Below are 23,811 nucleotides of genomic sequence, written 5' to 3'. Positions count from 1 at the left end.
GCAAGGAAGGATGAGCTTCCTCATGGCTGACTGCGAGCCTATCGCCCACCAGTTCATGGACTTGAAGGTCCCCGAGTACGCGTACATGTTTGGCTTCTTGCAGGCGGACGGGCATCTACACCAAGGAGTCGGCCAGAAGGGCAGGTTGACCGTCGAAATCAACGCCCGGGACATTGATCTCCTGCGCAGGTTCCAGAAGCTGACGCCGTACTACAGCAGCAGCGGCGGAACTCGGCTACTCCCCAAGCCCCTGCCAAAACCGTCGGTGGAAATTGCTGCACGGAGTAGTACCGCTGCCGGACTGAGCAGCTCGCGATGGGCGCGGCGCACGATCGCCGCGCCCAACGCTGTCAGCCCTTCACGCAGATGAACTGCTTCAGCTTCGCCACAACCTCGACCAAGTCACGCTGCCGCTCCATCACTTGGTCGATGTTCTTGTAAGCACCCGGAATCTCATCGAGCACGCCGGAGTCCTTACGGCACTCGACTCCCCGCGTCTGCTCTTCCAGGTCCCGAACCGTGAAGCGCCGCTTCGCCGCGTTCCGACTCATACGCCGACCGGCCCCGTGCGAAGCCGAGTTGAAGGCCTTCTCGTTGCCGAGCCCCTTCACGATGTACGAGCTGGTGCCCATCGAACCCGGAATGATTCCGAATTCACCGGAGCCGGCACGGATCGCACCCTTGCGGGTAACGAGCAGGTCCATGCCCTCGTAGCGCTCCTCCGCGACATAGTTGTGGTGGCAGGAGATCTCCGCCTCATAGGTCGGCTTCGCCTTCTTGAACTCCTTCCGGACCACGTCCTTCAGGAGCGCCATCATGATCGCGCGGTTGTACTTGGCGTACTCCTGAGCCCAGTACAGGTCGTTCCGGTACGCCGCCATCTGCGGAGTGTCCGAGACGAACACCGCGAGATCGCGGTCGACCAACCCCTGGTTGTGCGGCAGCTTCTGCGCGATGCCGATGTGATGCTCAGCCAGCTCCTTGCCGATGTTCCGGGAACCGGAGTGCAGCATGAGCCAGACCGAATTTGACTGATCCAGACACAACTCGATCATATGATTTCCGGATCCGAGCGTTCCCATCTGATTTCCGGCACGCTCCTCCCGGAACTTCACCGCCTCCGCAACCCCATCGAACCGCCCCCAGAAGTCATCCCACCCGGCCATACCGAACCCATGGAACCGCCCCGGATCCACAGGACTGTCATGCATCCCCCGCCCCACCGGAATCGCCTGCTCGATCTTCGACCGCAACCGCGACAGATCCCCCGGCAGATCATTCGCCGTGAGCGATGTCTTCACGGCGGACATCCCGCACCCGATGTCCACCCCCACGGCCGCAGGACACACAGCCCCCTGCATCGCGATGACGGACCCGACCGTCGCGCCCTTGCCGTAGTGGACGTCCGGCATGACCGCCAGCCCCTTGATCCACGGCAGCGTCGCGACGTTGCGCAGCTGCTGCAGAGCTCCGTCCTCGACCGTCGCCGGGTCGGTCCACATACGGATGGGAACCTTCGCGCCCGGCATCTCCACGTACGACATATCGCCCTCTATCCCCCGGAATGAAAATACAAGTCTGAAATCGCAAAACCGGCGCCAAGGTCGCTGAAAAGGGACAGCGGACCGGCGTCCACGGCGGTGCGTGCGATACACATTGTCTCCAGGGAGCGCCCCCGCGCGGCAAGCGATTAACCAGCGGGGACGCTGCAAGACCGGCAACGGACCGACCACACAGCACCGTCGAGAGGAGCCTGACCGTGCAGCGGAAGGCGTACGTATCCGGCGTCGCCGCGCTCCTCGCGGCGTTGTTGGCCGGCTGCACCGGCAGCTCCGACAGCGGCGGCACGACCGACGACGCCAACCCCGGCGACTCGGGTACGGCGAGCGCGGTGGCCGAGCCCGGCCGGTACAGCACGCTCCCCGACCCCTGCGACGTGGTCGGTGAGGAGACCCTCGACTCGCTCCTGCCCGGCATCGAGGAGCTCACGGACGAGGAGCAGCGCGAGAAGGCGTACGAGGGCACGCCGACGCTCACGTTCAACACCGACCGCAAGGTGGGCTGCCGCTGGAAGGTCGAGTCGGCCGAGGCCACCGATCATCTCTTCGTCGATTTCGAGCGTGTGGTGTCGTACGACGGCGCGGTCAGCGACGACACCGAGGCGCAGGAGCTTTTCGCGACCCAGCAGGAGGCGGCCGACCTTCCCGAGCCGACGAGTTCCGAGACCGGCGGCGACGAGGGCACGTCCTCGACCGATCCGAGCGGCTCGCCCTCCCCCTCCTCTTCGCCTTCGACCTCGGCGTCGGGGTCCGCGTCCGCCTCGCCCTCGGACTCCGCCTCGCCCTCCGGCTCCGACTCCACCGACGGGACGACCCCCGAGGAGCTCCAGCCCCGTGTCCTTGAGGACCTCGGCGACGAGGCCTTCCTCGACGACGAGCTCAGCAGCTCCGGTTCGACGGCTCAGCAGCGCACGGTGACTGTGGTGTTCCGCACGTCCAACGTGATCGTGAGGATCGAGTACGAGGAGCAGCCGGCGACGGTCGGCGCGGTCCCGGACAGCGAGGAAATGCAGGACAGGGCCCAGAAACTGGCGGCGCAGCTGGCGGACGCGCTGGCGGAGTGACGCCTCTCGGTGACCCCCGTACGCCTGCGTGCGACGTAACCGAAACGAGACCACACACCTTCTTCACCGCGTACCGTGGCCCCTCGGACCCGATCCGACCGCAGGAACCACGAGTGTCAGTCATGAGTGAAGGAACCATGCAGCGAGCAGCAGAGCGAGAGCAGCGTGACCGGCGTGACCAGCGTGAGCAGCGGGTGAAGGGCCTTCACCGATTCCTTGTCTGCGCGGCGGCCGTGCCCGTGATGCTGATCGCCACGGGCTGTTCCTCCGACTCCGGTTCGGACGACGGAGCCGCTGACGGCGCGAAGACCTCGCCGTCGGCGTCCGCGTCCGTGAGTCCGTCGCCGACGGTGCAGGCGGCCGTGTACAAGGCACTTCCGCAGCCGTGCAAGGTGCTGTCGAAGAAGACGTTGGAGGACCTGGTTCCGAAGGCGAAGTCCGGCAAGGAGGGCTCGTCGGACGACGCGTCGACGCGCGGCTCCTGCTCTTGGAGCAGCCTGGACAACAACGGTGTGAAGGGCTCGCAGTTCCGCTGGCTCAACGTCTCCCTGCTGCGTTTCGACTCGGACGTCACGCGCGGGTCGGGCGACAAGCTGGCGCGGGAGCACTACGAGGCGCAGGTGCAGGACGCCCGTTCGGTGTCCGGTGCGAAGAACGTGAAGTCGGAGCCGGTCGCCGGGGTGGGCGACGAGGCGACGGCGGTGCGCTACGACCTGAAGAAGAAGGAGGGTTCCTTCAAGCAGGAGACGGTCGTGGCCCGGGTCGAGAACGTCGTCGTGATGCTCGACTACAACGGTGCCGGTCTGGCCGGTGAGAAGACCCCGAGTGCGGACAGCCTGAACAAGCTCGCGCAGAAGGCGGCCAAGGAGGCGGTGGCCGCGGTGACGAAGGCGAACGGCAGCGGTGGCGGCAGCGGGAGTGCGGGCACGCCGAGCAGCACCCCTTCGAAGTCGGCCTCGAAGACTCCGTCGAAGTCTCCTTCGGCCGACGCCTCGAAGGCGGCGTCCAGGTCCCCGTCCCAGTCAGCGTCGAAGAAGAGCTGACCGTCACACCTGCCCCACCGCTGCGTCACAACGCGCAGCTCAGCCCCGTCTGTTGCAGGAGCCCGGCCCCCTCCAGGGACCGGGCTCCCGTCGTCCGTGAATCCGTACGACGCACGGATGTGCCACTCTGTTGCGCGCAACAACATGCACTGGGAGGGGAGTACGAGTGGCCGCGCCACTGCAGCTGACTCGGATGCACCGCATTCTCATCGGTGTGGTCGTGTTCGGCGCTGTGATCATCGCCGGCATCGGCTTCGCCGGTTCCTACGCGGCCGTCCGCGAGCTGGCCATCAAGAAGGGCTTCGGGAACTTCAGTTATGTGTTCCCGATCGGCATCGACGCGGGTATCTGTGTCCTGCTCGCCCTCGACCTTCTCCTGACGTGGATCCGCATCCCGTTCCCGCTGCTGCGTCAGACGGCCTGGCTGCTGACGGCGTCGACGATCGCCTTCAACGGCGCGGCGGCCTGGCCGGACCCGCTGGGCGTCGGCATGCACGCCGTGATCCCGGTCCTGTTCGTGGTGGCGGTGGAGGCGGCCCGGCATGCGATCGGCCGCATAGCGGACATCACGGCCGACAAGCACATGGAGGGCGTACGCCTCACCCGGTGGCTGCTCTCGCCGGTCCCGACGTTCCTGTTGTGGCGTCGTATGAAGCTGTGGGAGCTCCGCTCGTACGAGCAGGTCATCAAGCTGGAGCAGGAGCGGCTGGTGTACCAGGCGCGGCTGCGGTCCCGCTTCGGGCGGGCGTGGCGCAGGAAGGCGCCCGTGGAGTCGCTGATGCCGCTGCGTCTGGCCCGGTACGGGGTCCCGCTGGCGGAGACGGCTCCGGCGGGGCTGGCGGCAGCGGGCATCGAGCCGGCCCTGCTCCCGCCGGCGCCGAAGCAGGCGCTGGGTGCGGCGCCGGTGACGGACGTGGCGCGGGAAGCGGTTCCGGCTGCGGGTGGTCGTGCCGCTGTGGCGGCGCCCGTCCCTCAGCAGGCCGCAGCACAGCAGGCGGCACCTCAGCAGGCGGCGCCTCCTACCGAGGAGCGCCCCGGGCCGGACGAGCGCCCCGAGCTGGTCGCCGTCCCGGGCCCCGAGCAGGCGGACTACGTACAGGACTGGTTCAACACGCCGCGCAACGTGGAGTACCAGGGCGGCTACGACCCCGCGTACAACCCGCAGGAACAGTACGACCAGTGGTACCAGGAGCAGCTCCAGGCCGAGCAGTACCAGGAGCAGTACCAGGAGGAACCCCCCGCCCAGGAGCCCTCCCCGGAGGAGACCGGCACCTTCCCGATCCCCGTGAGCCCCAACCGCACCCGCCAGCTCGGTGAGGGCGGCGGCCCGCCGGAGCCGGCGGATCCGACCGAGGAGGACTACTACCAGGTCTTCAAGAAGTCGATAGGCGGCACCGGCTACCCGACCCCGCGCGAGTTCGGCGAGAACGTCGAGGCGGAGTTCGGCACCGCGCTCCTGCCGGACGAGGCCAAGCGCATGTACAACCGGTTCACGCGCCTCTACAACGCGGAGCTGGAAGAGAACCACATCGCCTGACGTGCGGCAGACCTGACGTGCAGCAGAAAGGGGCCCTCGCCAGAGGGCCCCTTTCTCGTACCGCTTACTTGCTTACGCGCTTACGCGCTTACGCGCTCACTCGCTACTCGCCGAGCAGGCGCCTGACCCGTTCCTGCCCCACCGCCAGCAGCAGCGTGGGCAGTCGCGGACCGGTGTCCCGCCCGACCAGCAGGTGGTAGAGCAGCGCGAAGAACGCCCGCTGGGCGGTCTTGATCTCGGCCGGCAGTTCCTTGGGCGTGGCGTCCGCGGAGAACCCGGCCTGGACCTTGGGTACGCCGTACACGAGGTGGGTCAGCCCGTCCAGCGACCAGTGCGACTCCAGGCCGTCGAGGAGGAGCCGCAGCGACTGCTGGGACGCCTCGTCGAGGGACTTCAGCAGCTCGGCGTCGGGCTCCTCGCGCACGATGGTCCGCTGGTCGGCGGGCACCTGCGTGTTGATCCACGCCTCGGCCTTGTCGTACCGGGGACGGGCCTCGTCCAGTGCGCCGAGCGGGTTCTCCGGGTCCAGCTCGGAGAGGATGCGCAGCGCCTGGTCCTGGTGCCCGGCGGTGATGTCGGCGACGGACGCGAGGGTCCGGTACGGCAGCGGCCGCACGGTCCTCGGCAGCTCACCGCCCGCCGTGCGCACCGCGCGGGAGTGCGCGGCGACGTCGGCCGGCAGGGCGGAGCCGTCGGCCACCTTCGCGTCCAGCTTGTCCCACTCGTCGTAGAGCCGCTGGATCTCCTGGTCGAAGGCGATCTTGAAGGACTGGTTGGGCCGGCGCCGGGCGTACAGCCAGCGCAGCAGCTGCGGCTCCATGATCTTCAACGCGTCGGCGGGCGTGGGCACGCCACCGCGTGAGGACGACATCTTCGCCATGCCGCTGATGCCGACGAAGGCGTACATGGGTCCGATGGGCTGCTTGCCGCCGAAGATCCCGACGATCTGGCCGCCGACCTGGAAGCTCGACCCCGGCGAGGAGTGGTCGACGCCGCTGGGCTCGAAGACGACGCCCTCGTACGCCCACCGCATGGGCCAGTCGACCTTCCAGACCAGCTTGCCGCGGTTGAACTCGTTGAGCCGGACGGTCTCGGCGAAGCCGCACTCGTCGCAGGTGTACGACAGCTCGGTGGTGTCGTCGATGTACGAGGTGACGGTGGTGAGGTCCTTCTCGCAGTTGCCGCAGTAGGGCTTGTACGGGAAGTAGCCGGCGGCACCGGAGCTGCCGTCGTCCTCGTTCGCCGCGCCGGAGCCCTCGGCGGCCTCCAGCTCGGCCTCGTCGAGGGGCTTCTGCGACTTCTTGGCGCCGCCCTTGGGCTTGGTGCGGTACTGGGCGAGGACGGCGTCGATGTCGCCGCGGTGCTTCATGGCGTGCAGGATCTGCTCGCGGTACACGCCGGAGGTGTACTGCGCGGTCTGGCTGATCCCGTCGAACTCCACGCCCAGCTCGGCGAGCGCCTCGATCATCGCCGCCTTGAAGTGCTCGGCCCAGTTCGGGTACGCCGAGCCCTTGGGGGCCGGGACGGAGGTCAGCGGCTTGCCGATGTGCTCCGTCCATGCCTCCTTGTCGACCCCGGCGATGCCCTCGGGCACCTTGCGGTACCGGTCGTAGTCGTCCCAGGAGATCAGGTGCCGGACCTGGTGTCCGCGGCGCCGGATCTCGTCGGCGACGAGGTGCGGGGTCATGACCTCGCGCAGGTTGCCGAGGTGGATGGGTCCGGAGGGGGAGAGTCCGGATGCGACGACGACCGGTTTGCCCGGGGCCCGACGCTCCGACTCCTCGATGACCTCATCCGCGAAACGGGAGACCCAGTCGGTGGTCTCGGTGCTCTGAGCCACGATCGGCACGTCCTTCTTTCTCCAGGCGGCCGTACGGTCAACAGCCGGCGCCGTCCATTGTCCCAGCAAGGAGGGCAACGACGAAAACGCCTTTGCGGGACCGCCCCCGACAGGCGGCGCAGCCGCCTGCTCAGGGGCGCGGGGAACTGCGCGACAAGCCCCCACCGGCCCGCGGCCAAAGGAAAACCGCTGGACCCCCCATGGGATACTGACCGTGTCTATCTGATCCCCCGAGGAGAACGGCTCCCACCCCATGGCCCCGGTCACGTCCCTCAGCGACTCCGTCCAGCAGCAGCTCGCGTCCGCCCTCTCGGCCACCCTGCCGGAGGCGACCGACGTCGACCCGCTCCTGCGACGCAGCGACCGGGCGGACTTCCAGGCCAACGGGATCCTGGCCCTCGCCAAGAAGGCCAAGTCGAACCCGAGGGAGCTGGCGACGCAGGTCGTCGGCAACATCGTCACCGGTGACGTGATCAAGGACGTCGAGGTCTCCGGCCCCGGCTTCCTCAACATCACGATCACCGACAAGGCGATCACCGAGAACCTCGCCGCGCGGCACGCGGACGGCGAGCGCCTCGGCGTGCCGCTGAAGGAGAACGCGGGCATCACGGTCGTCGACTACGCCCAGCCGAACGTGGCGAAGGAGATGCACGTCGGCCACCTGCGCTCGGCGGTCATCGGCGACGCCCTGCGCGGCATGCTCGACTTCACCGGCGAGCAGACGATCGGCCGGCACCACATCGGCGACTGGGGCACCCAGTTCGGCATGCTCATCCAGTACCTGTTCGAGAACCCCGGCGAGCTGGCCCCCGCGGCCGACGTCGACGGCGAGCAGGCGATGAGCAACCTGAACCGGGTGTACAAGGCCTCGCGTGCGGTCTTCGACTCGGACGAGGAGTTCAAGGAGCGGGCCCGTAAGCGGGTCGTAGCCCTCCAGTCCGGCGACAAGGAGACGCTCGAGCTGTGGCAGCAGTTCGTGGACGAGTCGAAGGTCTACTTCTACTCGGTCTTCGAGAAGCTCGACATGGAGATCCGCGACGAGGAGATCGTCGGCGAGTCCGCGTACAACGAGGGCATGCCCGAGACCGCCCGCCTCCTGGAGGAGATGGGCGTCGCGGTGCGCTCCGAGGGCGCGCTGGTGGTGTTCTTCGACGAGATCCGCGGCAAGGACGACCAGCCGGTGCCGCTGATCGTGCAGAAGGCCGACGGCGGCTTCGGCTACGCGGCCTCCGACCTGACCGCGATCCGCAACCGCGTGGTCGACCTGCACGCGACGACGCTGCTGTACGTCGTGGACGTACGCCAGTCGCTCCACTTCAAGATGGTCTTCGAGACCGCTCGCCGGGCGGGCTGGCTCGGCGACGACGTCACCGCGCACAACATGGGCTACGGCACGGTGCTCGGCGCGGACGGCAAGCCGTTCAAGACGCGTGAGGGCGAGACCGTACGTCTTGAGGACCTGCTGGACGAGGCCGTGCAGCGGGCCGCCGAGGTCGTACGGGAGAAGGCGCAGGACCTCACCGAGGACGAGATCCAGGAGCGGGCGGCGCAGGTCGGCATCGGTGCCGTGAAGTACGCGGACCTGTCGACGTCGCCGAGCCGGGACTACAAGTTCGACCTGGACCAGATGGTCTCGCTGAACGGCGACACGTCCGTCTACCTGCAGTACGCGTACGCCCGGATCCAGTCGATCCTGCGCAAGGCGGGCGAGACGAAGCCGGCCGCGCGCCCCGAGCTCGAACTCGCCCCGGCGGAGCGGGCGCTCGGTCTGCACCTGGATGCGTTCGGCGACACGGTCTTCGAGGCGGCCGCGGAGTACGCCCCGCACAAGCTGGCGGCGTACCTGTACCAGCTGGCGTCGCTGTACACGTCGTTCTACGACAAGTGCCCGGTGCTGAAGGCCGAGACGCCCGAACAGGTGGAGAACCGCCTGTTCCTGTGCGACGTGACGGCCCGGACCCTGCAGCAGGGCATGGCCCTGCTGGGCATCCGGACGCCCGAGCGGCTGTGAGCGCCTGATGACGTGCGCGCGGCCCGTCCTCTCCCCCGAAGGGAGGACGGGCCGCGCCGTCTGTGCGGTCGTCAGGTCGGCTCAGCAGTACGGCTTGGAGTCGGCCGCGAATCGCTTGAACGCGGCCTTGGTCTTCGGTCCGGCGATGCCGTCGATCTCGCCGTCGTAGCCCTGATGTGCCTTCATCGAACGCTGCAGCGCCATGATGGTGTTCTTGCCGACGATTCCGTCGATGCTGTCGTTGTAACCCCAGTGCTTGTGGAGGTTGCGCTGCATCGCCTTCCAGCTGTTGGTGCCCAGCTGCCCGTCAAGGGCGCCGTTGTAGTCCCAGTAGTCCTGGAGCCAGCACTGGACGTACCTGGCCTCCGTGGTGCTCAGGCCGAGGTTGTTCACCGCGAGGACGGAGACCTCGGAGCGCACGGCCGGCTTCACGTCCTGTGCCGCGAAGCTGGTGCCCGCTGTCGCGAGGCCTCCGGCGGCGAGGCCGACGACGGCGCTGACGCTGACGAGGGTCCGGGTCCAGACATTCGGTCGCATATGTTTCCCTCTTGATCTCGGTCGGGTGGCGGTCCGTGCCGCCGGGCTGGCGATTCGAGAGTGCGGGGCCGGCGACGAGGGTTGCCACAGTTGCCGCAGAAGTGACGTCCTCGCGGGACGTCCCACCCGTTGACCTGCAAAAACACCATCCGCGGAGACGGCACGGCGGGACGGCTGTGGCGGCCGGTGGCCGATTCCGAACCGGTGCGGGAACCGGCTTCCGGTGCGGGCCGTGGATGCTGATGCAGAATGCGACGGGGCTCGGGGGACACCGACCACGGACTGCGGGCCCGGACCGTGAACGCGAGTGGGGGGAACATGTCGCGTTGGGCAGCGCTGCCCGCGGAACTGGATCCGCGCGTGCGGCAGTTGGCGGTGCGGTTACGCCGCCTGAAGGATCACAGCGGGCTGAGCCTGCGGCAGCTGGCGGCGAGGACCGGGTACAGCGCGAAGTCCTGGGAACGGTATCTGGGCGGCAGGTCGCTACCGCCCCGGGAGGCCGTCGAGGCGCTGGCCCGGGTCGGGGGTGAGGATCCGACTCGGCTGCTGGCGTTGCACGAGGTCGCCACGGACGCGTGGGGGAACCGGCACGGGGCGGCGGCGACCGTGGCGGAGGCGCCCGTACCGGAAGCGGCGGCGGCACAGCCGGAGTTCCTCTCCGCCGACGCCACCGGGGCGCGGTCGCCCGGCCGTTCGCTGCGCATCGCACTGGTGGCGGGGGCCGTGGCGCTGGTGCTGGCCGTCTCCACTGCCGTCTTCCTCGTCGTACGACTGGCCGGCGGCGGTGCGCAGGAGCATCCGCCGGCTCCCCTCGCCGCGACCGGCACGTCGGCACCGGCGTCGGCATCGGCCCCGCGGTCGGCGCCCCTGGAAGGGCCCACGTACTCCTGCCGCGTCGAGCGGATCGACGGGCGCTGGTACGCGGGCAACAGCCGCACTCAGGACGCCATCCTGGCGAACGGCCACGCCGGGCCGGAGGTGGCCGAGGCGCAGTGTCTGCTGCGCAGGGCGGGCATCTCGCCGGGCGGCATCGACGGGATCTTCGGTCCGGTGACGGAACGCGCGGTCAAGCAGGTGCAGAAGCAGGCGGGGCTGGTCGTGGACGGCATCGTCGGGCCGCACACCTGGAAGGCCCTACGGGGATGACGGCGCCGTCGCCGGAACGGAGCCGACTGTCCGCCGCGCTACGGGAGTTGAAGGCACGCACGGGCCTGAGCCTGGCCGGCCTCGCGGCGAAGACCGCGTTCAGCAAGTCGTCCTGGGACCGCTACCTCAACGGCAGGACGCTGCCACCACGCGACGCGGTGCAGGAGCTGTGCCGCCTCGCCGGCGAGCCGGAGGGGCGCTGTCTGGCGCTGTGGGAGATCGCGGAGTCGGAGGGCAGCGGACGGTGCGGGCCGACGGCGCACGCGCCGCGATCTTCATCGCCGGCCACGTCCCTGGCGCCGGTTTCGCCCTCGCCGCCACGTCCGACCGCGACTCCGTCTCCCACCCGCGCCCCGGCCGGGACACCGACACCCGCTTCGTCTCCGTCTCCGTCTCGGTCTCGGTCTCGGTCTCTGTCTCGGTCTTCGTCTCCGTCTCCGTCTCCATCTCCGCAGGAGGCCACGCACACCGGCATCGCCACGCCCGCCGACAGCGCCCCGCCTCCTGTTACCTCCACCTCCACCGCCACCGCCGACACCGCCGTGCACCGGAGTGCCGCGGTCGTGGCGGTCCTCGCCTCGGTGTGTGCCCTGGCCATCGGAGGCGTGGCGGCGGTGGCCCTCCTGCTGCCGCACCGGGACGGCGAGCCGCGCTCGTCGCTGACCCCGGCCCCGGCCGCGACCGGGCCGCGCTGCCGGGGAGCGGGCTGCGAGGGCAAGAGCCCAATGCAGATGAGGTGCGCCGCCGAACCGGCCACCCTCGCCACGCACCGCACCGCCGGCGGCGCCTGGATGGAGCTGCGCTACAGCGTGGAGTGCGGGACGAGTTGGGCCCGGATGTGGGGGACGCGCGTCGGCGACCGGATCGAGATGACGGCGAGTGGTCGTGACGGCCGTGAGGGGGGCGGCGCCCGCAGCGCCGAGGTCCAGAACACCATCGACGCGGATTCCTACGTCTACACCCCCATGACCGCGGCTCATCCCGGAACCGTCGTCCGGGCCTGTTTCCGACCGGCGGCGGGCGGCGAGGGAGACTGCTTCGACGCCCGTGTGGCCAAGTGAGGGCGCTGCTCATTGTCAGTGCCGGCGCCTACAGTTCACCGACATGGCGACACTTCCGAACCCTCTGCCGAGGCTCGCGTCCCTCGGCCTGCACCTCCCGCCCGGCGCCCTTGTCGACGCGACCGACGACGGGCCGTGGCACGAGCCGCTGCTGTGGCTGGCGGACGGCCCGGCGGCTCCCGGTGACTGGGCCGCGCTCCGGCGCACGGCACCGGCCCTCGGTCTGCTCCCGGTCCTCCTCGACGTCGGTGCCGGTCACGGCGGGCCGGAGCTGTGGGAGTTGATGCCCGCCGAGATGTCGTACCCCGGGGATCACGACGCGGAGGAGGTGCTGGAGGAGTTCTGGGACGAGTGCGCGCAGGAGGACGTGGACTGGCCCGGTCTGGTCCCCACCGAGCACGCCCACTCCGCCCCCGGCCCCGAAGACGTCGGCCACGCCCCCGAAGTCCCTGCCACGGACCCCGAATCGGTCGCCTCCGGCGTCGTGGACTCCCTCCTCGACGGCAGTGGCCCCTTCAAGGACCCCCGTCTCGCCCTCGTCCCGGCCCGCCGCAGCGCGGACATCCCGACGGCGATCGGCTGGATGGGTCCTGCGAACCACGAGAACGACACCGGCCGTCTGTCCGCGGTGCTCCGCTCCTGGGAGGACCGGTTCGGCATACGGACCGTCGCCCTCGGCTTCGACACCCTGCTGGTGTCCGTCGCCGCACCGCCCACCACCCTCGCCGAGGCGGAGGCCCTGGCCGCCGAGCACTTCGCGTTCTGCCCGGACAACATCTGGCAGGGCAGCGACACGACCCTGCGCGCCTACGCCGAGAACCAGCTCCTCGGGCAGCCTGCATGGCACTTCTGGTGGGACTGACCGCGTCCCCTCACTGCGGCAGCAGCCGCATCCCTTCCGGCACGTCGATCCCGAACTCCTCCTCCAGCAGCCGCCGCGCCTCCGCCTCCTCGGTCACCTCGCGCTCGACGGCCGTCCCGTCCGCCCGCGTCTTCGTCAGGAGACGGCCGTTGAGGAGGAGGTGGCGTTCGGCGGTGACGCTCTGGACGTAGAGGCGCTGGGTGAAGGGCGAGCGCGGGTTGGTCCCTATGTGCCAGTTGATGACCTCGAAGTCGGGCTTCTCGAACGGCTCCAGGGTGAACGCGTACTGGTCGGCCCAGTCGTCCTTCGCCCGGTCGTGCGCCTGGAGCAGCCACAGCTGAAGCGGCCCGTCGTGCGGCGCGTGGGCGAGCCGGTGCCGGCGCTCCGCGTCCCGGAACTCGACCCCGGCCGTCAGGGGCACCGGTTCCAGCAGTGCGCCGATCGCGCCGAAGCCGACGTCCGCGAGATACGGCTGCGGATCGCCGGGGGCCTCGACGAGCAGCGCCATGTGGGTGCGCGGGCGGCTCTCGATGCGGTCCGCGCCCACGACGACGCGCGCGGCCAGTCGCGTCACCGTGAAGCCCAGCGCCTCCAGCGCGCACGCGAACAGGGTGTTGTGCTCGTAGCAGTAGCCGCCGCGCCGACTGTGCACCAGCTTGGCCATGAGGTCGGCCGGGTCGAGGGACGGAGCCCTACGCCTGAGGGCGTCCAGGTTCTCGAAGGGAAGGGCCCGCAGGTGCGCCAGGTGCACTCCCCGCAGCGTCGCCGCGTCGGCCCGCCGCTCCCCCTCCCAACCGATCCGCCGGAGATACGCGTCGAGGTCGAACCGCATGGTGTCGGACATGGCTTCACCTTAGGAACCCGCACCCCGACCCGTCTGCCGTCCTGAGTCCACCCCCTCCTGGAACCTTGGCCCTAGGACCGCAGCCCCCTCCCCAGCCGCTCCAGCCCCGCCCCGATCTCCTGCGGCGTCTGCGTCACGAAGCACAGCCGCAGCGTCGACCGGTCGGGCTCACCGGCGTAGAAGGGCGCGCCGGGGACGTAGGCGACATCGTGCTCCACCACCTTCGGCAACAGGGCCGTCGTGTCGTACGACTCCGGCAGACGAGCCCAGAGGAACATGCCGCCCTCGGGACGGTTCCAGGTGGAGCCTTCCGGGAGGGCGCCGGGCAGGCCCGCCAGCATGGCGTCGCGGCGTTCGCGGTAGACGTCCCTGACGCGGGCCACGTGTGCGTCGAGGCCGGTGAGGTAGCGGGCGGCGGCGAGTTGGTTGACGGTCGGGGTGTGCAGGTCGGCGGCCTGTTTGGCGACCACGCACGCGCGCCGCAGGGCAGCGGGCGCGCGCAGCCAGCCCACCCGTATCCCCGGCGCCATCACCTTGGAGAAGGAGCCGAGCAGCGCCGTACGGTCCTCCGCACCCGGGTACGAGGCGATCCAGGGCACCCGCTCACCCTCGTAGCGGAGTTCGCCGTACGGGTCGTCCTCGACGATCCACAGCCCGCACCGCACGGCGACCTCCGCGACGGCCTCCCGGCGCTCGGCGGGCAGGGTTCTGCCGGTCGGGTTCTGGAAGGTCGGCACGGTGTAGAAGAACTTCGGCCGCTCCCGCACGACCAACTCCTCCAGCGCCCGCGCGTCCACCCCGTGCGCGTCCCCCGGCACGGCGACGACCCGCGCGCCCGCGAAGCCGAAGGCCTGAAGTGCCGCCAGATAACAGGGGTCTTCGACGAGGACCGTGTCACCGGGGTCGAGCAGCGCGGTGGCGAGGAGGGACAGGCCCTGCTGGGAGCCGGTGGTGATGAGCAGGTCGTCGGCGTCGGTCGCGAGGCCGCGTGCCGAGATGCGGGCGGCGAGCCCGGTGCGCAGGCTGGGCTCGCCCTCCGTCGTGGCGTACTGGAGTGCCCGCCCCGGCGTCTCGGCGAGTACGTCGCGGAAGGCGGCCGCGATGCCCTCCCGGTCGAACAGCTCCGGCGCCGGCAGTCCGCCTGCGAAGTTGATGACCTCGGGGCGGGCCGTGACGGCCAGGATGTCCCGCAGCGGCGAGCCGCCGACCGACCGGGCCCGCGTCGCAAGCGGCGGCACGACGGCTCGGGCGTGGTGGGGTGCGGGCTGGATGACGGTCATGACACGGCTCCTTCGACTGCCAGGACGAGGATGGCGGGTGACAGCTCGTGCCGGGCAGCCTAGAGAATTAGGTGCCGTCTACAACCAGCTTTTCAGGATACGGACCCCACCGCCCCGTAGACGTCGATGTCCGCGTCCGTCACATCGTCGATGTCCCGGTGCCGCACCTTCTCGATGTCGTCGAGGCCCGCCCTCCGGCCGGCGTCCGCCGACACGGGAACAGGCGCCGCCCCGTCCGGCCGCCGGCGGTGCACGGGCACGACCCCCGGCTCGGCCGACTCCAGCCCGCCACCGGCGAAGCCCCGCTCGGCCTCCGCCCGCGAACCCGACTCCGGGCGGTACTCGATGGTGCCCACGCCGGATCTCACCGCTCCCGGCGTCCCACGCCACCCCGCCGGGACGTACCATCCCCGCAGGTCAGCCCCGGTCCATCCACTCGGGCGTCCCGAATTTGCGGCCGAAGGTGGCGGCCGGGACGGATGATCACGCAGGCTGAGCCGCGATCCCAACCCCCACCCAAGGAGAGGGCCCACCCCATGTCCGCGTCCGCACTCCCCGCCCGCCGACCCCGCGCCCGGCTGCTCGCCGCCACCCTGGTGGCGATCACCGCGCTCACGCTCACCGCGTGCGAGGACGGCCAGGGCCTGCGCGACGAGGGCCCGTCCACCCCGACGAGCCCCACGGCCACGGCTCCCACCACACCGTCGAAGGCACCGTCCGACCAACCGTGACCGAACTTTCGGCCCTCGTACCCGCCCGTTACTGGAGGCGGCCCAGCTTCTGCGCCGCCTCCGTAGCCCAGTAGGTGAGGATGTTGCGCGCACCCGCCCGCTTGATGCCGGTCAGCGTCTCGAGGATCGCCCGGTCCCGGTCGATCCAGCCCTTCTCGGCGGCGGCCTCGATCATCGAGTACTCACCGGAGATCTGATAGGCGGCGACCGGCACGTCCACCGCGTCGGCGACCCGCGCCAGGATGTCGAGGTAGGGCCCGGCCGGCTTGACCATCACCATGTCGGCGCCCTCCTCCAGGTCGAGGGCGAGCTCGCGCAGGGCCTCCCGCACATTCGCCGGATCCTGCTGATACGTCTTGCGGTCCCCCTGCAGCGAGGAGGCGACGGCCTCCCGGAAGGGCCCGTAGAAAGCGGAGGCGTACTTGACGGTGTAGGCGAGGACGGCGACGTCCTCCCGCCCGATCTGATCGAGCGCATCGCGAATGACGCCGATCTGCCCGTCCATCATCCCGCTGGGCCCGACGACATGGGCGCCCGCGTCGGCCTGCACCTGCGCCATCTCGGCGTACCGCTCCAGGGTGGCGTCGTTGTCGACGCGCCCTTCGGCGTCGAGCACTCCGCAGTGCCCGTGATCGGTGGTCTCGTCGAGGCACAGGTCGGACATGACGAGAAGCTCGTCCCCCACCTCGGCCCGCACGTCCCGGAGGGCGACCTGCAAGATCCCGTCCGGATCGGTACCGGGCGTACCCAGAGCGTCCTTCTTCTCCTCCTCGGGCACCCCGAAGAGCATGATCCCGGAGATGCCGGCCGCCACAGCCTCCGCGGCCGCCTTCTTCAGGCTGTCCCGAGTGTGCTGGACCACGCCCGGCATGGTGGCGATCGGCACCGGTTCGCTGACGCCCTCGCGTACGAAGGCCGGGAGGATGAAGTCGGCGGGGTGCAGCCTGGTCTCGGCGACCATGCGCCGCATCACGGGGCTGGTCCGCAGACGCCGCGGCCGCGTGCCGGGGAAGGATCCGTACGTCGTCATGCCACCTACGCTACGCCCGCCCCGGCAGCACCTTTGCCGACGTCACGTCGGCACGGGAGTGCACCCCCGGACGGCCCGCATGCGCGCCCCCACCCGCCGGGTCCATCCTGAAGAAAGGGCCCCAAGGCCCCGCCAGATCCCGGGTGGGCTCCCACCTGCCCATCCCTCGAACGCAAGGACCCCGACGGCCCCGCCCCCTCGCTCTCTCCGGCCTCGCCGCCGCCGTCCCTCCGTACCTACGCACACCACGGAGGACGCGATGACCGCCACCCACCACAACACCCCCGACCTCTTCGCCCTCTCCGACCTCCACGGCCCGGTCCTGCGCCCCGGCGACGACGGCTACGCCGACGAGGTCACGGGCTTCAATCTGGCCGCGTTGCACACGCCCGACGTGGTCGTGGGCGCGACAGGCGCCGACGACATCGTGACGGCCCTGCGCTGGGCGACGGCCACCGGCACCCCGGTCGCGGTCCAGGCCACGGGCCACGGCGCGAACTTCCCGATAGACCACGGCCTGCTGATCAACACGACCCGCATGACCGACGTAACCATCGACCCGGACCAGCGCCTGGCCACCGTCGCGGCGGGCGCGAAGTGGCGCCACGTCCTGGACGCGGCCGCACCACACGGCCTCGCCGCCCTCAACGGCTCCGCGTCGGACGCCGGCGTGGTCGGCTACACCCTGGGCGGCGGCCTGCCGGTGCTCGGCCGGACCTACGGCTACGCGGCCGACCTGGTGCGCTCCTTCCAGGTCGCCACGCCCGACGGCACGCTCCGCGAGTGCGACCCGGACCACGAGCCCGAACTGTTCTGGGCACTGCGCGGCGGCAAGGGCAACGTAGGCGTGGTCACGTCCCTGACCTTCGAACTGCTCCGCCTCCCCACGGTCCTCGGCGGCGGCATCTACTGCCCCGGGGAGCACGCAGAAGCGCTGCTGACCACTTGGGCGGACTGGACACACCAGGTCCCCGAGGAAATGTGCAGCGCCTTCAGCCTCCTGCGCCTGCCCCCCATCCCGCAGATCCCCGAGCCCCTGCGCGGCGGCTTCTGGGCCCGAGTGGCGGTCGCCTACACAGCCGACCCCACCGAGGGCGAGCGCCTCCTGGCCCCGATCCGCGCGGCCGCCCCGGTGGCGGTCGACACGGTGGAGGAAATGCCGTACGCCGAGGTGGACCGCATCTACATGGAGCCGCAGGACCCGCTCCCCGCAAGGGAGTCCTGCGCCCTGCTGCGCGACCTGACCCCGGAGGCGATCCGCACGTTCCTCTCCCAGGTAGGCCCAGAGGCCCCCGACTGCCCCCTGCTCCTGGTGGAGATCCGCCACATGGGCGGCGCCCTCTCCCGCCCCGCCCGCCTGGAGGACGCGATCTGCGCCCGAGACGCGAACTACCTCCTGGAAACGGTGGGCGTCCTGGCCGCCCCACCAGCGGCCGAGGCCATAGAACAGGCCACAAAAGCCCTGCACGCGGCGATGACTCCCTACGGCACGGGCTACACGATGGTCAACATCCACGGCACCCCGGGCGACGCCACCGACCGCGCCCGAGCCTGGACCCCCGAGGTCTACAACCGCCTACGCCAGGACAAATCCACCTACGACCCGTCCAACCTGCTCCGCTTCGGCCACACGGTGACGGCGTAACGCGAACGGTGACTCTCCACGCCGGCCCAGAGCCATCTCAGCCCGTCCGGCGTTTGAGGACGAGGCCCGTCCAGAGCCGAAGCGGGGGTCTGGGGGCGGCAGCCCCCAGGAACCGGGGTCGCAGGGGCAGCGCCCCTTCAGGATGGGACGGGCAGGGGCGGCGGGGGCGAAAACCTCCCGGCCGTCACCCCACCACCACCGCCCCCACACCTACGTAGTGGACCGCCCCCGCCGAGCCCCCGGCCGCCGCTCACTCGGCCGAGTAACCGGATCCCCAGCCTCCACCGCAGCAGCCCGCCGCCGCATACCGAAGTCGGCCAACGCCTCGGCCAACTTGTGCACAGACGGCTCCGGAGCCATCACATCCACCCGAAGCCCATGCTCCTCAGCAGTCTTCGCGGTAGCAGGCCCGATACAAGCGATCACCGTCACGTTGTGCGGCTTGCCGGCGATCCCCACCAGATTCCGCACCGTGGACGACGACGTGAAGAGAACGGCATCAAAGCCACCCCCCTTGATCGCCTCCCGCGTATCGGCCGGCGGCGGCGAAGCCCGCACGGTCCGATAGGCCGTGACGTCATCGACCTCCCAGCCCAGCTCGATGAGCCCAGCCACCAAGGTCTCCGTCGCGATGTCCGCCCGAGGCAGGAACACCCGGTCGATCGGATCAAAAACGGGGTCGTACGGCGGCCAGTCCTCAAGCAGCCCCGCAGCCGACTGCTCCCCACTGGGCACGAGATCCGGCTTCACGCCAAAGGCGATCAACGCCTTCGCGGTCTGCTCCCCCACCGCGGCCACCTTGATCCCGGCGAACGCCCGAGCATCAAGCCCGTACTCCTCGAACTTCTCCCGCACGGCCTTGACCGCATTCACCGAGGTGAAGGCGATCCACTCGTACCGCCCGGTGACAAGCCCCTTGACCGCCCGCTCCATCTGCTGCGGCGTCCGCGGCGGCTCGACGGCGATCGTCGGCACCTCATGCGGCACGGCCCCGTACGACCGCAACTGGTCGGAGAGCGAAGCAGCCTGCTCCTTCGTGCGCGGCACGAGCACTCGCCACCCGAACAGCGGCTTGGACTCGAACCACGACAACTGCTCACGCTGAGCAGCGGCAGAACGCTCACCGACCACGGCTATCACCGGCCGCCCGCCTTCGGGCGAGGGCAGCACCTTGGCCTGCTTCAGCGTCTGCGCGATGGTCCCGAGCGTCGCGGTCCAGGTCCGCTGCCGCGTCGTCGTACCCGCGACAGTGACCGTCATCGGCGTATCGGGCTTACGCCCCGCCGACACCAGCTCACCCGCGGCCGCGCCCACGGAATCCAGCGTCGTCGACACGACAACCGTCCCGTCCGACGCCCCGACCTCGGTCCAGCACCGGTCCGAAGCCGTCCGCGCGTCCACGAACCGCACGTCCGCGCCCTGCGCGTCCCGCAACGGCACACCGGCATACGCCGGCACGCCTACGGCCGCGGCAACGCCCGGCACGACCTCGAACGGCACGCCCGCCGCGGCGCACGCGAGCATCTCCTCGGCGGCGTACGCGTCGAGCCCGGGATCCCCGGACACGGCACGCACGACCCGCCTGCCGTTGCGTGCGGCCTCCATGACAAGATGTGCGGCATCCCGCACCGCGGGTAGCGCAGCGGTCGTTGACGCGCCGTCAACTACCGCTAGCTGGGGCGTGCCTGTGCCCGGAGCGGCGTCCGAATCGGGACCCGTGTCCGTGTGCACCTCGGCGACACCGGCTCTGGCGTGCTGGCGTACGACGTCGAGCACCTCGTGCTCGGCGACGAGTACGTCCGCGTTCGCCAGCGCCTCGACGGCGCGCAGAGTCAGCAGCCCCGGATCCCCGGGTCCGGCACCGAGGAAGGTGACGTGCCCGTGTTCAAGGCCGGCGGGAAGAGTGGTGGGGCTCACTGTGCTCGCTCCCCCATCAGACCGGCCGCGCCCTGGGCAAGCATCTCGGTAGCGAGTTCGCGACCGAGCGCCAGCGCTTGGTCGTGCGCCTCGGGCACGGGACCGGTGGTGGACAGCTGCACCATCCGCGTGCCGTCGGTCGTGCCGACGACGCCGCGCAGGCGCATTTCCTTGACAATCTGCCCGTCGGCCAGCAGGTCGGCCAGCGCGCCCACAGGGGCGGAGCAGCCGGCCTCCAGGGCGGCGAGCAGTGATCGCTCGGCGGTCACGGCGACCCGCGTGAACGGGTCGTCGAGTTCGCCGAGCGCGGCGATGAGGTCCGCGTTGTCCGCGGTGCACTCGATCGCCAGGGCCCCCTGGCCGGGGGCGGGCAAAACCGTGTCGACCGACAGGAAGTCGGTCACTTCATCGATCCGGCCGATGCGCCGCAACCCAGCCGCAGCAAGCACCACCGCATCCAGCTCACCATCGCGCACGTACCGGATCCGGGTATCCACGTTCCCGCGGATCGCGACCGTCTCGATGTCCAGCCCGTGGCTGCGCGCGTACGCGTTCAACTGCGCCATCCGGCGCGGCGAACCCGTACCGATGCGCGCCCCGCGCGGCAGGTCGGTGAGCTTCAGTGCGTCCCGCGCGACGATCACATCGCGCGGGTCCTCCCGCTCCGGAACGGCCGCCAGGACCAGTTCCCCGGGCTGCGCGGTCGGCAGGTCCTTCAGGGAGTGCACCGCGAAGTCGACCTCGCCGTTGAGGAGCGCGTCGCGCAGGGCGGTGACGAACACGCCGGTGCCGCCGATCTGCGCGAGCGCCTCGCGGGAGACATCGCCGTACGTGGTGATCTCGACCAGCTCGACGGGCCGTCCGGTCACCTGGCTCACGGCGTCCGCGACCTGCCCGGACTGGGCCATGGCGAGCTTGCTGCGCCGGGTGCCGAGCCGTAGTGGCTGCTGAGTCATCGTGGGCCTCGGTTCTTCTCGGTGCTGTCCTCGGCGCGCGAGACGGAGGCCACCGTCTCCTGGTCGAGGTCGAACAGGGTCCGCAGCGCGTCCGCGTACCCGGCGCCGCCGGGCTCGGCGGCGAGCTGCTTGACCCGCACGGTCGGCGCGTGCAGCAGCTTGTCGACCACGCGCCGCACGGTCTGCGTGATCTCGCTGCGGTGCTTGTCGTCGAGGCCCGGCAGACGGCCCTCCAGGCGGGCGATCTCGTTCGCCACGACATCGGCGGCCATCGTGCGCAGCGCGACGACGGTGGGCGTGATGTGCGCGGCCCGCTGCGCAGCCCCGAAGGCCGCGACCTCGTCCGAAACGATACGGCGGACCTGGTCGACGTCGGCCGCCATCGGAGCGTCGGCGGAAGCTTCCGCCAGCGACTCGATGTCGACCAGCCGCACCCCGGCCAGCCGGTGCACGGCGGCGTCGATGTCGCGCGGCATGGCGAGGTCGAGGAGGGCGAGGACCGGCGCGGGGCGGGGCGCCTCGGCGACGGGCTCGGGCTTGCGGCGCTCGGGGATCCGGCCGACGGTGGCCACGGTCGCGGCGAGCGCGGTGATCAGCTCGGCGTCGGCCTCGGGGCTGCGCCGGGCGGCCTCGCGGCGGTCGACGGCACCACCCCCGGCCCAGGCCGCGTGCTGCTCCAGCGTGGCCGCGTCCATTCCGGCGACGGCGGCCTCCCCCATCACGGAGAAGCCTCCCTGCACGGCGGGCAGGTCCAGCGGACAGCCCTCGTCGGTACCGACGCTGGTGGGCGGCAGCGGAGTCTGCCGTACGTCGCCGCTGTCGGCGTTGGTCCTGGCCGCGGGCGCCTTGGCCGTCGTACGACCGCCGGCCTCGGCCCCCTCGAAGGCGACCGGCCGCCCGGTACGGCCCTCGACCGCCGCCGCGACCTCCTCGGCCGTGAGGACGAGCCCGGTGGCGCCGGTACAGGAGACGGCGACGTCGGCACGTGTCAGCTCGACCGGCACCGACTCCATCGGTACCGCGCGGGCCAGCACGTCCGTGTCATCGGCCTGGCTCAGGATCTCAGCGAGCCGCTCAGCGCGGTCGAAGGTGCGGTTGGCGACGACGATCTCGGCGATCCCGGCGCGCGCGAGCGTGGCGGCGGCCAGGGAGGACATCGAACCGGCGCCGATGACCAGGGCCTTCTTGCCGCGGGCCCAGTCCTCGACGGGCCTGCCGGAGGACAGCTGCTGCAGGCCGAAGGTGACCAGGGACTGTCCGGCGCGGTCGATCCCGGTCTCGGAGTGGGCGCGCTTGCCGACGCGCAGGGCCTGCTGGAACAGGTCGTTCAGCAGCCGCCCGGCGCTGTGCAGCTCCTGGGCCTTGGCGAGGGAGTCCTTGATCTGCCCGAGGATCTGGCCTTCCCCCACGACCATGGAGTCGAGCCCACAGGCCACCGAGAACAGATGATGGACGGCCCGGTCCTCGTAGTGCACGTACAGGTAGGGCGTGAGCTCTTCCAGCCCCACCCCGCTGTGCTGGGCGAGCAGCGTGGACAGCTCGGCGACACCGGCGTGGAACTTGTCCACGTCGGCGTACAGCTCGATGCGGTTGCAGGTGGCCAGCAGGGCGGCCTCGGCGGTCGGCTCGGCGGCGACCGTGTCCTGCAGCAGCTTGATCTGGGCGTCCGCGCCGAGCGCCGCGCGCTCCAGGACGCTGACCGGGGCGCTGCGGTGGCTCAGCCCTACGACGAGGAGACTCATGCCGGCATCACGGCGGGTACGTCCCCGTCGGGCCCCTGGTCGGTGGATCGGTCGGACTCGCGGGTGACGGCGGCCGGTCCGGCACCGTCGGCGTGGGCGTGGGCCTCCTCACCGGCCTTGCGCTGCTCGTGGAAGGCGAGGATCTGCAGCTCGATCGACAGATCCACCTTGCGCACGTCGACGCCGTCCGGGACGGTCAGCACGGTCGGCGCGAAGTTCAGGATGGAGGTGACCCCGGCGGCCACGAGCCGGTCGCAGACCGGCTGGGCGGCACCGGCGGGAGTGGCGATGACACCGATCGACACGCCGTTGTCCTGGATGATCTTCTCCAGGTCGTCGGAGTGCTGCACGGGAATCCCGGCGACGGGCTTGCCCGCCATCGCCGGATCGGCGTCGATGAGCGCGGCGACCCGGAACCCACGGGAGGCGAACCCGCCGTAGTTGGCGAGCGCGGCGCCGAGGTTACCGATACCGACGATCACAACCGGCCAGTCCTGGGTCAGCCCCAGCTCACGCGAGATCTGGTAGACGAGATACTCGACGTCGTAGCCGACACCCCGCGTGCCGTACGACCCGAGGTACGAGAAGTCCTTGCGCAGCTTCGCGGAATTGACCCCCGCCGCGGCCGCGAGCTCCTCGGACGAGACCGTGGGTACCGAGCGCTCCGACAGCGCCGTGAGGGCTCGGAGGTACAGCGGAAGCCGGGCGACGGTGGCCTCGGGAATCCCTCGGCTGCGGGTCGCCGGTCGGTGAGTTCGGCCAGTTGCCACGGTGCTCCTGCGGGTAGAGCGGGGCTGTAGGCGGTCACACGTACCCAGACCGCCCCGTCGACAGCAGGCTATGTCTTTGTGAACGCGTGCACAAAGATGGTGTCCGATTTGCCCGCCCAACGTGACCGGGCTCACGCACGCCCGGCGCACTGGTCTGGAACCGGCGCATTCGCACCACCGTTCCTCTGCTCTTGGGGGCAAAACCGCACACTCTCCTCAACGATCCCCGCCCCCGA

At 70.5% G+C, this 23,811-nt stretch carries 19 protein-coding genes and 3 pseudogenes; 11 read left to right on the top strand and 11 right to left on the bottom strand.

Features of this window, described 5'->3' with window-relative positions; translation table 11 throughout:
• Positions 1-22 precede the first annotated feature (22 nt).
• Positions 23-220 (top strand): annotated as a pseudogene (locus AB5J49_RS27560) (hypothetical protein); the annotation flags it as partial.
• A gap of 130 nt (positions 221-350) precedes the next feature.
• On the opposite strand, the gene AB5J49_RS27555 reads toward AB5J49_RS27560, so the two are convergent.
• The gene (locus tag AB5J49_RS27555; protein WP_369171449.1) at positions 351-1,544 is read right to left on the bottom strand and encodes an RtcB family protein; all 1,194 of its coding nucleotides are present in this window, start codon (positions 1,542-1,544) and stop codon (positions 351-353) included.
• 215 nt (positions 1,545-1,759) lie between these two features.
• Between AB5J49_RS27555 and AB5J49_RS27550 the strand changes: the two genes are divergently transcribed.
• From AB5J49_RS27550 to AB5J49_RS27540, 3 genes are all read left to right on the top strand, one after another.
• The gene (locus tag AB5J49_RS27550; RefSeq protein WP_369171447.1) at positions 1,760-2,623 is read left to right on the top strand and encodes a DUF3558 domain-containing protein; all 864 of its coding nucleotides are present in this window, start codon (positions 1,760-1,762) and stop codon (positions 2,621-2,623) included.
• Between the two features lie 137 nt (positions 2,624-2,760).
• Positions 2,761-3,666: a DUF3558 family protein gene (locus tag AB5J49_RS27545; protein ID WP_369171446.1), complete on the top strand. Its 906-nt coding sequence runs from the start codon at positions 2,761-2,763 to the stop codon at positions 3,664-3,666.
• A gap of 193 nt (positions 3,667-3,859) precedes the next feature.
• Positions 3,860-5,203, top strand: coding sequence for a DUF2637 domain-containing protein (locus AB5J49_RS27540; protein ID WP_369171445.1), 1,344 nt, complete (start codon positions 3,860-3,862; stop codon positions 5,201-5,203).
• 103 nt (positions 5,204-5,306) lie between these two features.
• Here the strand turns inward: AB5J49_RS27540 and lysS are convergent, their stop codons facing one another.
• A complete protein-coding gene (gene lysS, locus AB5J49_RS27535) occupies positions 5,307-7,052 on the bottom strand; it encodes a lysine--tRNA ligase (protein ID WP_369171443.1) in 1,746 nt (581 codons plus the stop codon).
• 244 nt (positions 7,053-7,296) lie between these two features.
• Here lysS and argS point away from each other — a divergent pair, with 244 nt between their 5' ends.
• The gene (gene argS, locus AB5J49_RS27530) at positions 7,297-9,054 is read left to right on the top strand and encodes an arginine--tRNA ligase (RefSeq protein ID WP_369171442.1); all 1,758 of its coding nucleotides are present in this window, start codon (positions 7,297-7,299) and stop codon (positions 9,052-9,054) included.
• A gap of 81 nt (positions 9,055-9,135) precedes the next feature.
• On the opposite strand, the gene AB5J49_RS27525 is transcribed toward argS, so the two are convergent.
• Positions 9,136-9,591, bottom strand: a complete 456-nt coding sequence (locus AB5J49_RS27525; protein WP_369171441.1) for a peptidoglycan-binding protein — start codon at positions 9,589-9,591, stop codon at positions 9,136-9,138.
• A 318-nt stretch (positions 9,592-9,909) separates the two neighbouring features.
• Between AB5J49_RS27525 and AB5J49_RS27520 the strand changes: the two genes are divergently transcribed.
• From AB5J49_RS27520 to AB5J49_RS27505, 4 genes and pseudogenes are all read left to right on the top strand, one after another.
• Positions 9,910-10,737 (top strand): peptidoglycan-binding protein, encoded by an 828-nt coding sequence (locus AB5J49_RS27520; RefSeq protein ID WP_369171439.1) that lies wholly within the window; start codon positions 9,910-9,912, stop codon positions 10,735-10,737.
• Positions 10,734-10,916: pseudogene (locus AB5J49_RS27515) on the top strand (helix-turn-helix domain-containing protein); the annotation flags it as partial. The gene AB5J49_RS27520 and the pseudogene AB5J49_RS27515, both read left to right, overlap by 4 nt.
• Before the next feature lie 384 nt (positions 10,917-11,300).
• Positions 11,301-11,798 (top strand): DUF2690 domain-containing protein, encoded by a 498-nt coding sequence (locus tag AB5J49_RS27510; RefSeq protein WP_369175284.1) that lies wholly within the window; start codon positions 11,301-11,303, stop codon positions 11,796-11,798.
• Positions 11,799-11,841: 43 nt separating this feature from the next.
• Positions 11,842-12,660 (top strand): DUF4253 domain-containing protein, encoded by an 819-nt coding sequence (locus AB5J49_RS27505; RefSeq protein WP_369171437.1) that lies wholly within the window; start codon positions 11,842-11,844, stop codon positions 12,658-12,660.
• A 10-nt stretch (positions 12,661-12,670) separates the two neighbouring features.
• Here AB5J49_RS27505 and AB5J49_RS27500 read toward each other — a convergent pair whose 3' ends face one another.
• The 3 genes and pseudogenes from AB5J49_RS27500 to AB5J49_RS27490 all read right to left on the bottom strand — a co-directional run.
• On the bottom strand, positions 12,671-13,504 hold the full coding sequence (locus AB5J49_RS27500; protein ID WP_369171436.1) for an arylamine N-acetyltransferase: 834 nt from the start codon (positions 13,502-13,504) through the stop codon (positions 12,671-12,673).
• A gap of 71 nt (positions 13,505-13,575) precedes the next feature.
• Positions 13,576-14,784 (bottom strand): PLP-dependent aminotransferase family protein, encoded by a 1,209-nt coding sequence (locus tag AB5J49_RS27495; RefSeq protein WP_369171434.1) that lies wholly within the window; start codon positions 14,782-14,784, stop codon positions 13,576-13,578.
• Between the two features lie 92 nt (positions 14,785-14,876).
• Positions 14,877-15,071: pseudogene (locus AB5J49_RS27490) on the bottom strand (SAM-dependent methyltransferase); the annotation flags it as partial.
• A 249-nt stretch (positions 15,072-15,320) separates the two neighbouring features.
• Between AB5J49_RS27490 and AB5J49_RS27485 the strand changes: the two are divergent.
• Positions 15,321-15,515, top strand: a complete 195-nt coding sequence (locus tag AB5J49_RS27485; protein WP_369171433.1) for a hypothetical protein — start codon at positions 15,321-15,323, stop codon at positions 15,513-15,515.
• A gap of 28 nt (positions 15,516-15,543) precedes the next feature.
• Here AB5J49_RS27485 and hemB read toward each other — a convergent pair whose 3' ends face one another.
• Positions 15,544-16,545, bottom strand: coding sequence for a porphobilinogen synthase (gene hemB / locus AB5J49_RS27480; RefSeq protein ID WP_369171431.1), 1,002 nt, complete (start codon positions 16,543-16,545; stop codon positions 15,544-15,546).
• A 259-nt stretch (positions 16,546-16,804) separates the two neighbouring features.
• Between hemB and AB5J49_RS27475 the strand changes: the two genes are divergently transcribed.
• On the top strand, positions 16,805-18,190 hold the full coding sequence (locus AB5J49_RS27475) for an FAD-binding oxidoreductase (protein WP_369171430.1): 1,386 nt from the start codon (positions 16,805-16,807) through the stop codon (positions 18,188-18,190).
• Between the two features lie 210 nt (positions 18,191-18,400).
• Here the strand turns inward: AB5J49_RS27475 and AB5J49_RS27470 are convergent, their stop codons facing one another.
• From AB5J49_RS27470 to AB5J49_RS27455, 4 genes are read right to left on the bottom strand one after another with little or no spacing between them, the layout of a single operon-like run.
• Positions 18,401-20,107, bottom strand: a complete 1,707-nt coding sequence (locus AB5J49_RS27470; RefSeq protein WP_369171428.1) for a uroporphyrinogen-III synthase — start codon at positions 20,105-20,107, stop codon at positions 18,401-18,403.
• Positions 20,104-21,063, bottom strand: coding sequence for a hydroxymethylbilane synthase (gene hemC / locus AB5J49_RS27465; RefSeq protein WP_369171427.1), 960 nt, complete (start codon positions 21,061-21,063; stop codon positions 20,104-20,106). The genes AB5J49_RS27470 and hemC overlap by 4 nt, the downstream gene beginning before the upstream one ends.
• Positions 21,060-22,805 carry a glutamyl-tRNA reductase gene (locus tag AB5J49_RS27460; RefSeq protein WP_369171426.1) on the bottom strand — a complete coding sequence of 582 codons (1,746 nt, stop codon included), beginning with the start codon at positions 22,803-22,805 and terminating at the stop codon, positions 21,060-21,062. The genes hemC and AB5J49_RS27460 overlap by 4 nt, the downstream gene beginning before the upstream one ends.
• Positions 22,802-23,575: a redox-sensing transcriptional repressor Rex gene (locus tag AB5J49_RS27455; RefSeq protein ID WP_328880091.1), complete on the bottom strand. Its 774-nt coding sequence runs from the start codon at positions 23,573-23,575 to the stop codon at positions 22,802-22,804. Before AB5J49_RS27455 ends, AB5J49_RS27460 begins: the two co-directional genes overlap by 4 nt.
• Positions 23,576-23,811 lie beyond the last annotated feature (236 nt).

Source organism: Streptomyces sp. R28 (genome assembly GCF_041052385.1).
Classification (GTDB): Bacteria; Actinomycetota; Actinomycetes; order Streptomycetales; family Streptomycetaceae; genus Streptomyces.
The sequence above is the reverse complement of the archived record's forward strand: the minus strand, read 5'-3'. Positions and strand labels throughout refer to the sequence as shown.

Bases quoted from the DNA above. Each gene is read 5' to 3' on its own strand.
- AB5J49_RS27495 (WP_369171434.1), bottom strand. From the start codon at position 14,784: ATGACCGTCATCCAGCCCGCACCCCACCACGCCCGAGCCGTCGTGCCG.
- AB5J49_RS27505 (WP_369171437.1), top strand. From the start codon at position 11,842: ATGGCGACACTTCCGAACCCTCTGCCGAGGCTCGCGTCCCTCGGCCTG.
- AB5J49_RS27520 (WP_369171439.1), top strand. From the start codon at position 9,910: ATGTCGCGTTGGGCAGCGCTGCCCGCGGAACTGGATCCGCGCGTGCGG.
- AB5J49_RS27500 (WP_369171436.1), bottom strand. From the start codon at position 13,504: ATGTCCGACACCATGCGGTTCGACCTCGACGCGTATCTCCGGCGGATC.
- AB5J49_RS27475 (WP_369171430.1), top strand. From the start codon at position 16,805: ATGACCGCCACCCACCACAACACCCCCGACCTCTTCGCCCTCTCCGAC.
- AB5J49_RS27525 (WP_369171441.1), bottom strand. From the start codon at position 9,591: ATGCGACCGAATGTCTGGACCCGGACCCTCGTCAGCGTCAGCGCCGTC.
- argS (WP_369171442.1), top strand. From the start codon at position 7,297: ATGGCCCCGGTCACGTCCCTCAGCGACTCCGTCCAGCAGCAGCTCGCG.
- AB5J49_RS27540 (WP_369171445.1), top strand. From the start codon at position 3,860: ATGCACCGCATTCTCATCGGTGTGGTCGTGTTCGGCGCTGTGATCATC.
- AB5J49_RS27545 (WP_369171446.1), top strand. From the start codon at position 2,761: ATGCAGCGAGCAGCAGAGCGAGAGCAGCGTGACCGGCGTGACCAGCGT.
- AB5J49_RS27555 (WP_369171449.1), bottom strand. From the start codon at position 1,544: ATGTCGTACGTGGAGATGCCGGGCGCGAAGGTTCCCATCCGTATGTGG.
- AB5J49_RS27460 (WP_369171426.1), bottom strand. From the start codon at position 22,805: ATGAGTCTCCTCGTCGTAGGGCTGAGCCACCGCAGCGCCCCGGTCAGC.
- AB5J49_RS27485 (WP_369171433.1), top strand. From the start codon at position 15,321: ATGTCCGCGTCCGCACTCCCCGCCCGCCGACCCCGCGCCCGGCTGCTC.
- hemB (WP_369171431.1), bottom strand. From the start codon at position 16,545: ATGACGACGTACGGATCCTTCCCCGGCACGCGGCCGCGGCGTCTGCGG.
- hemC (WP_369171427.1), bottom strand. From the start codon at position 21,063: ATGACTCAGCAGCCACTACGGCTCGGCACCCGGCGCAGCAAGCTCGCC.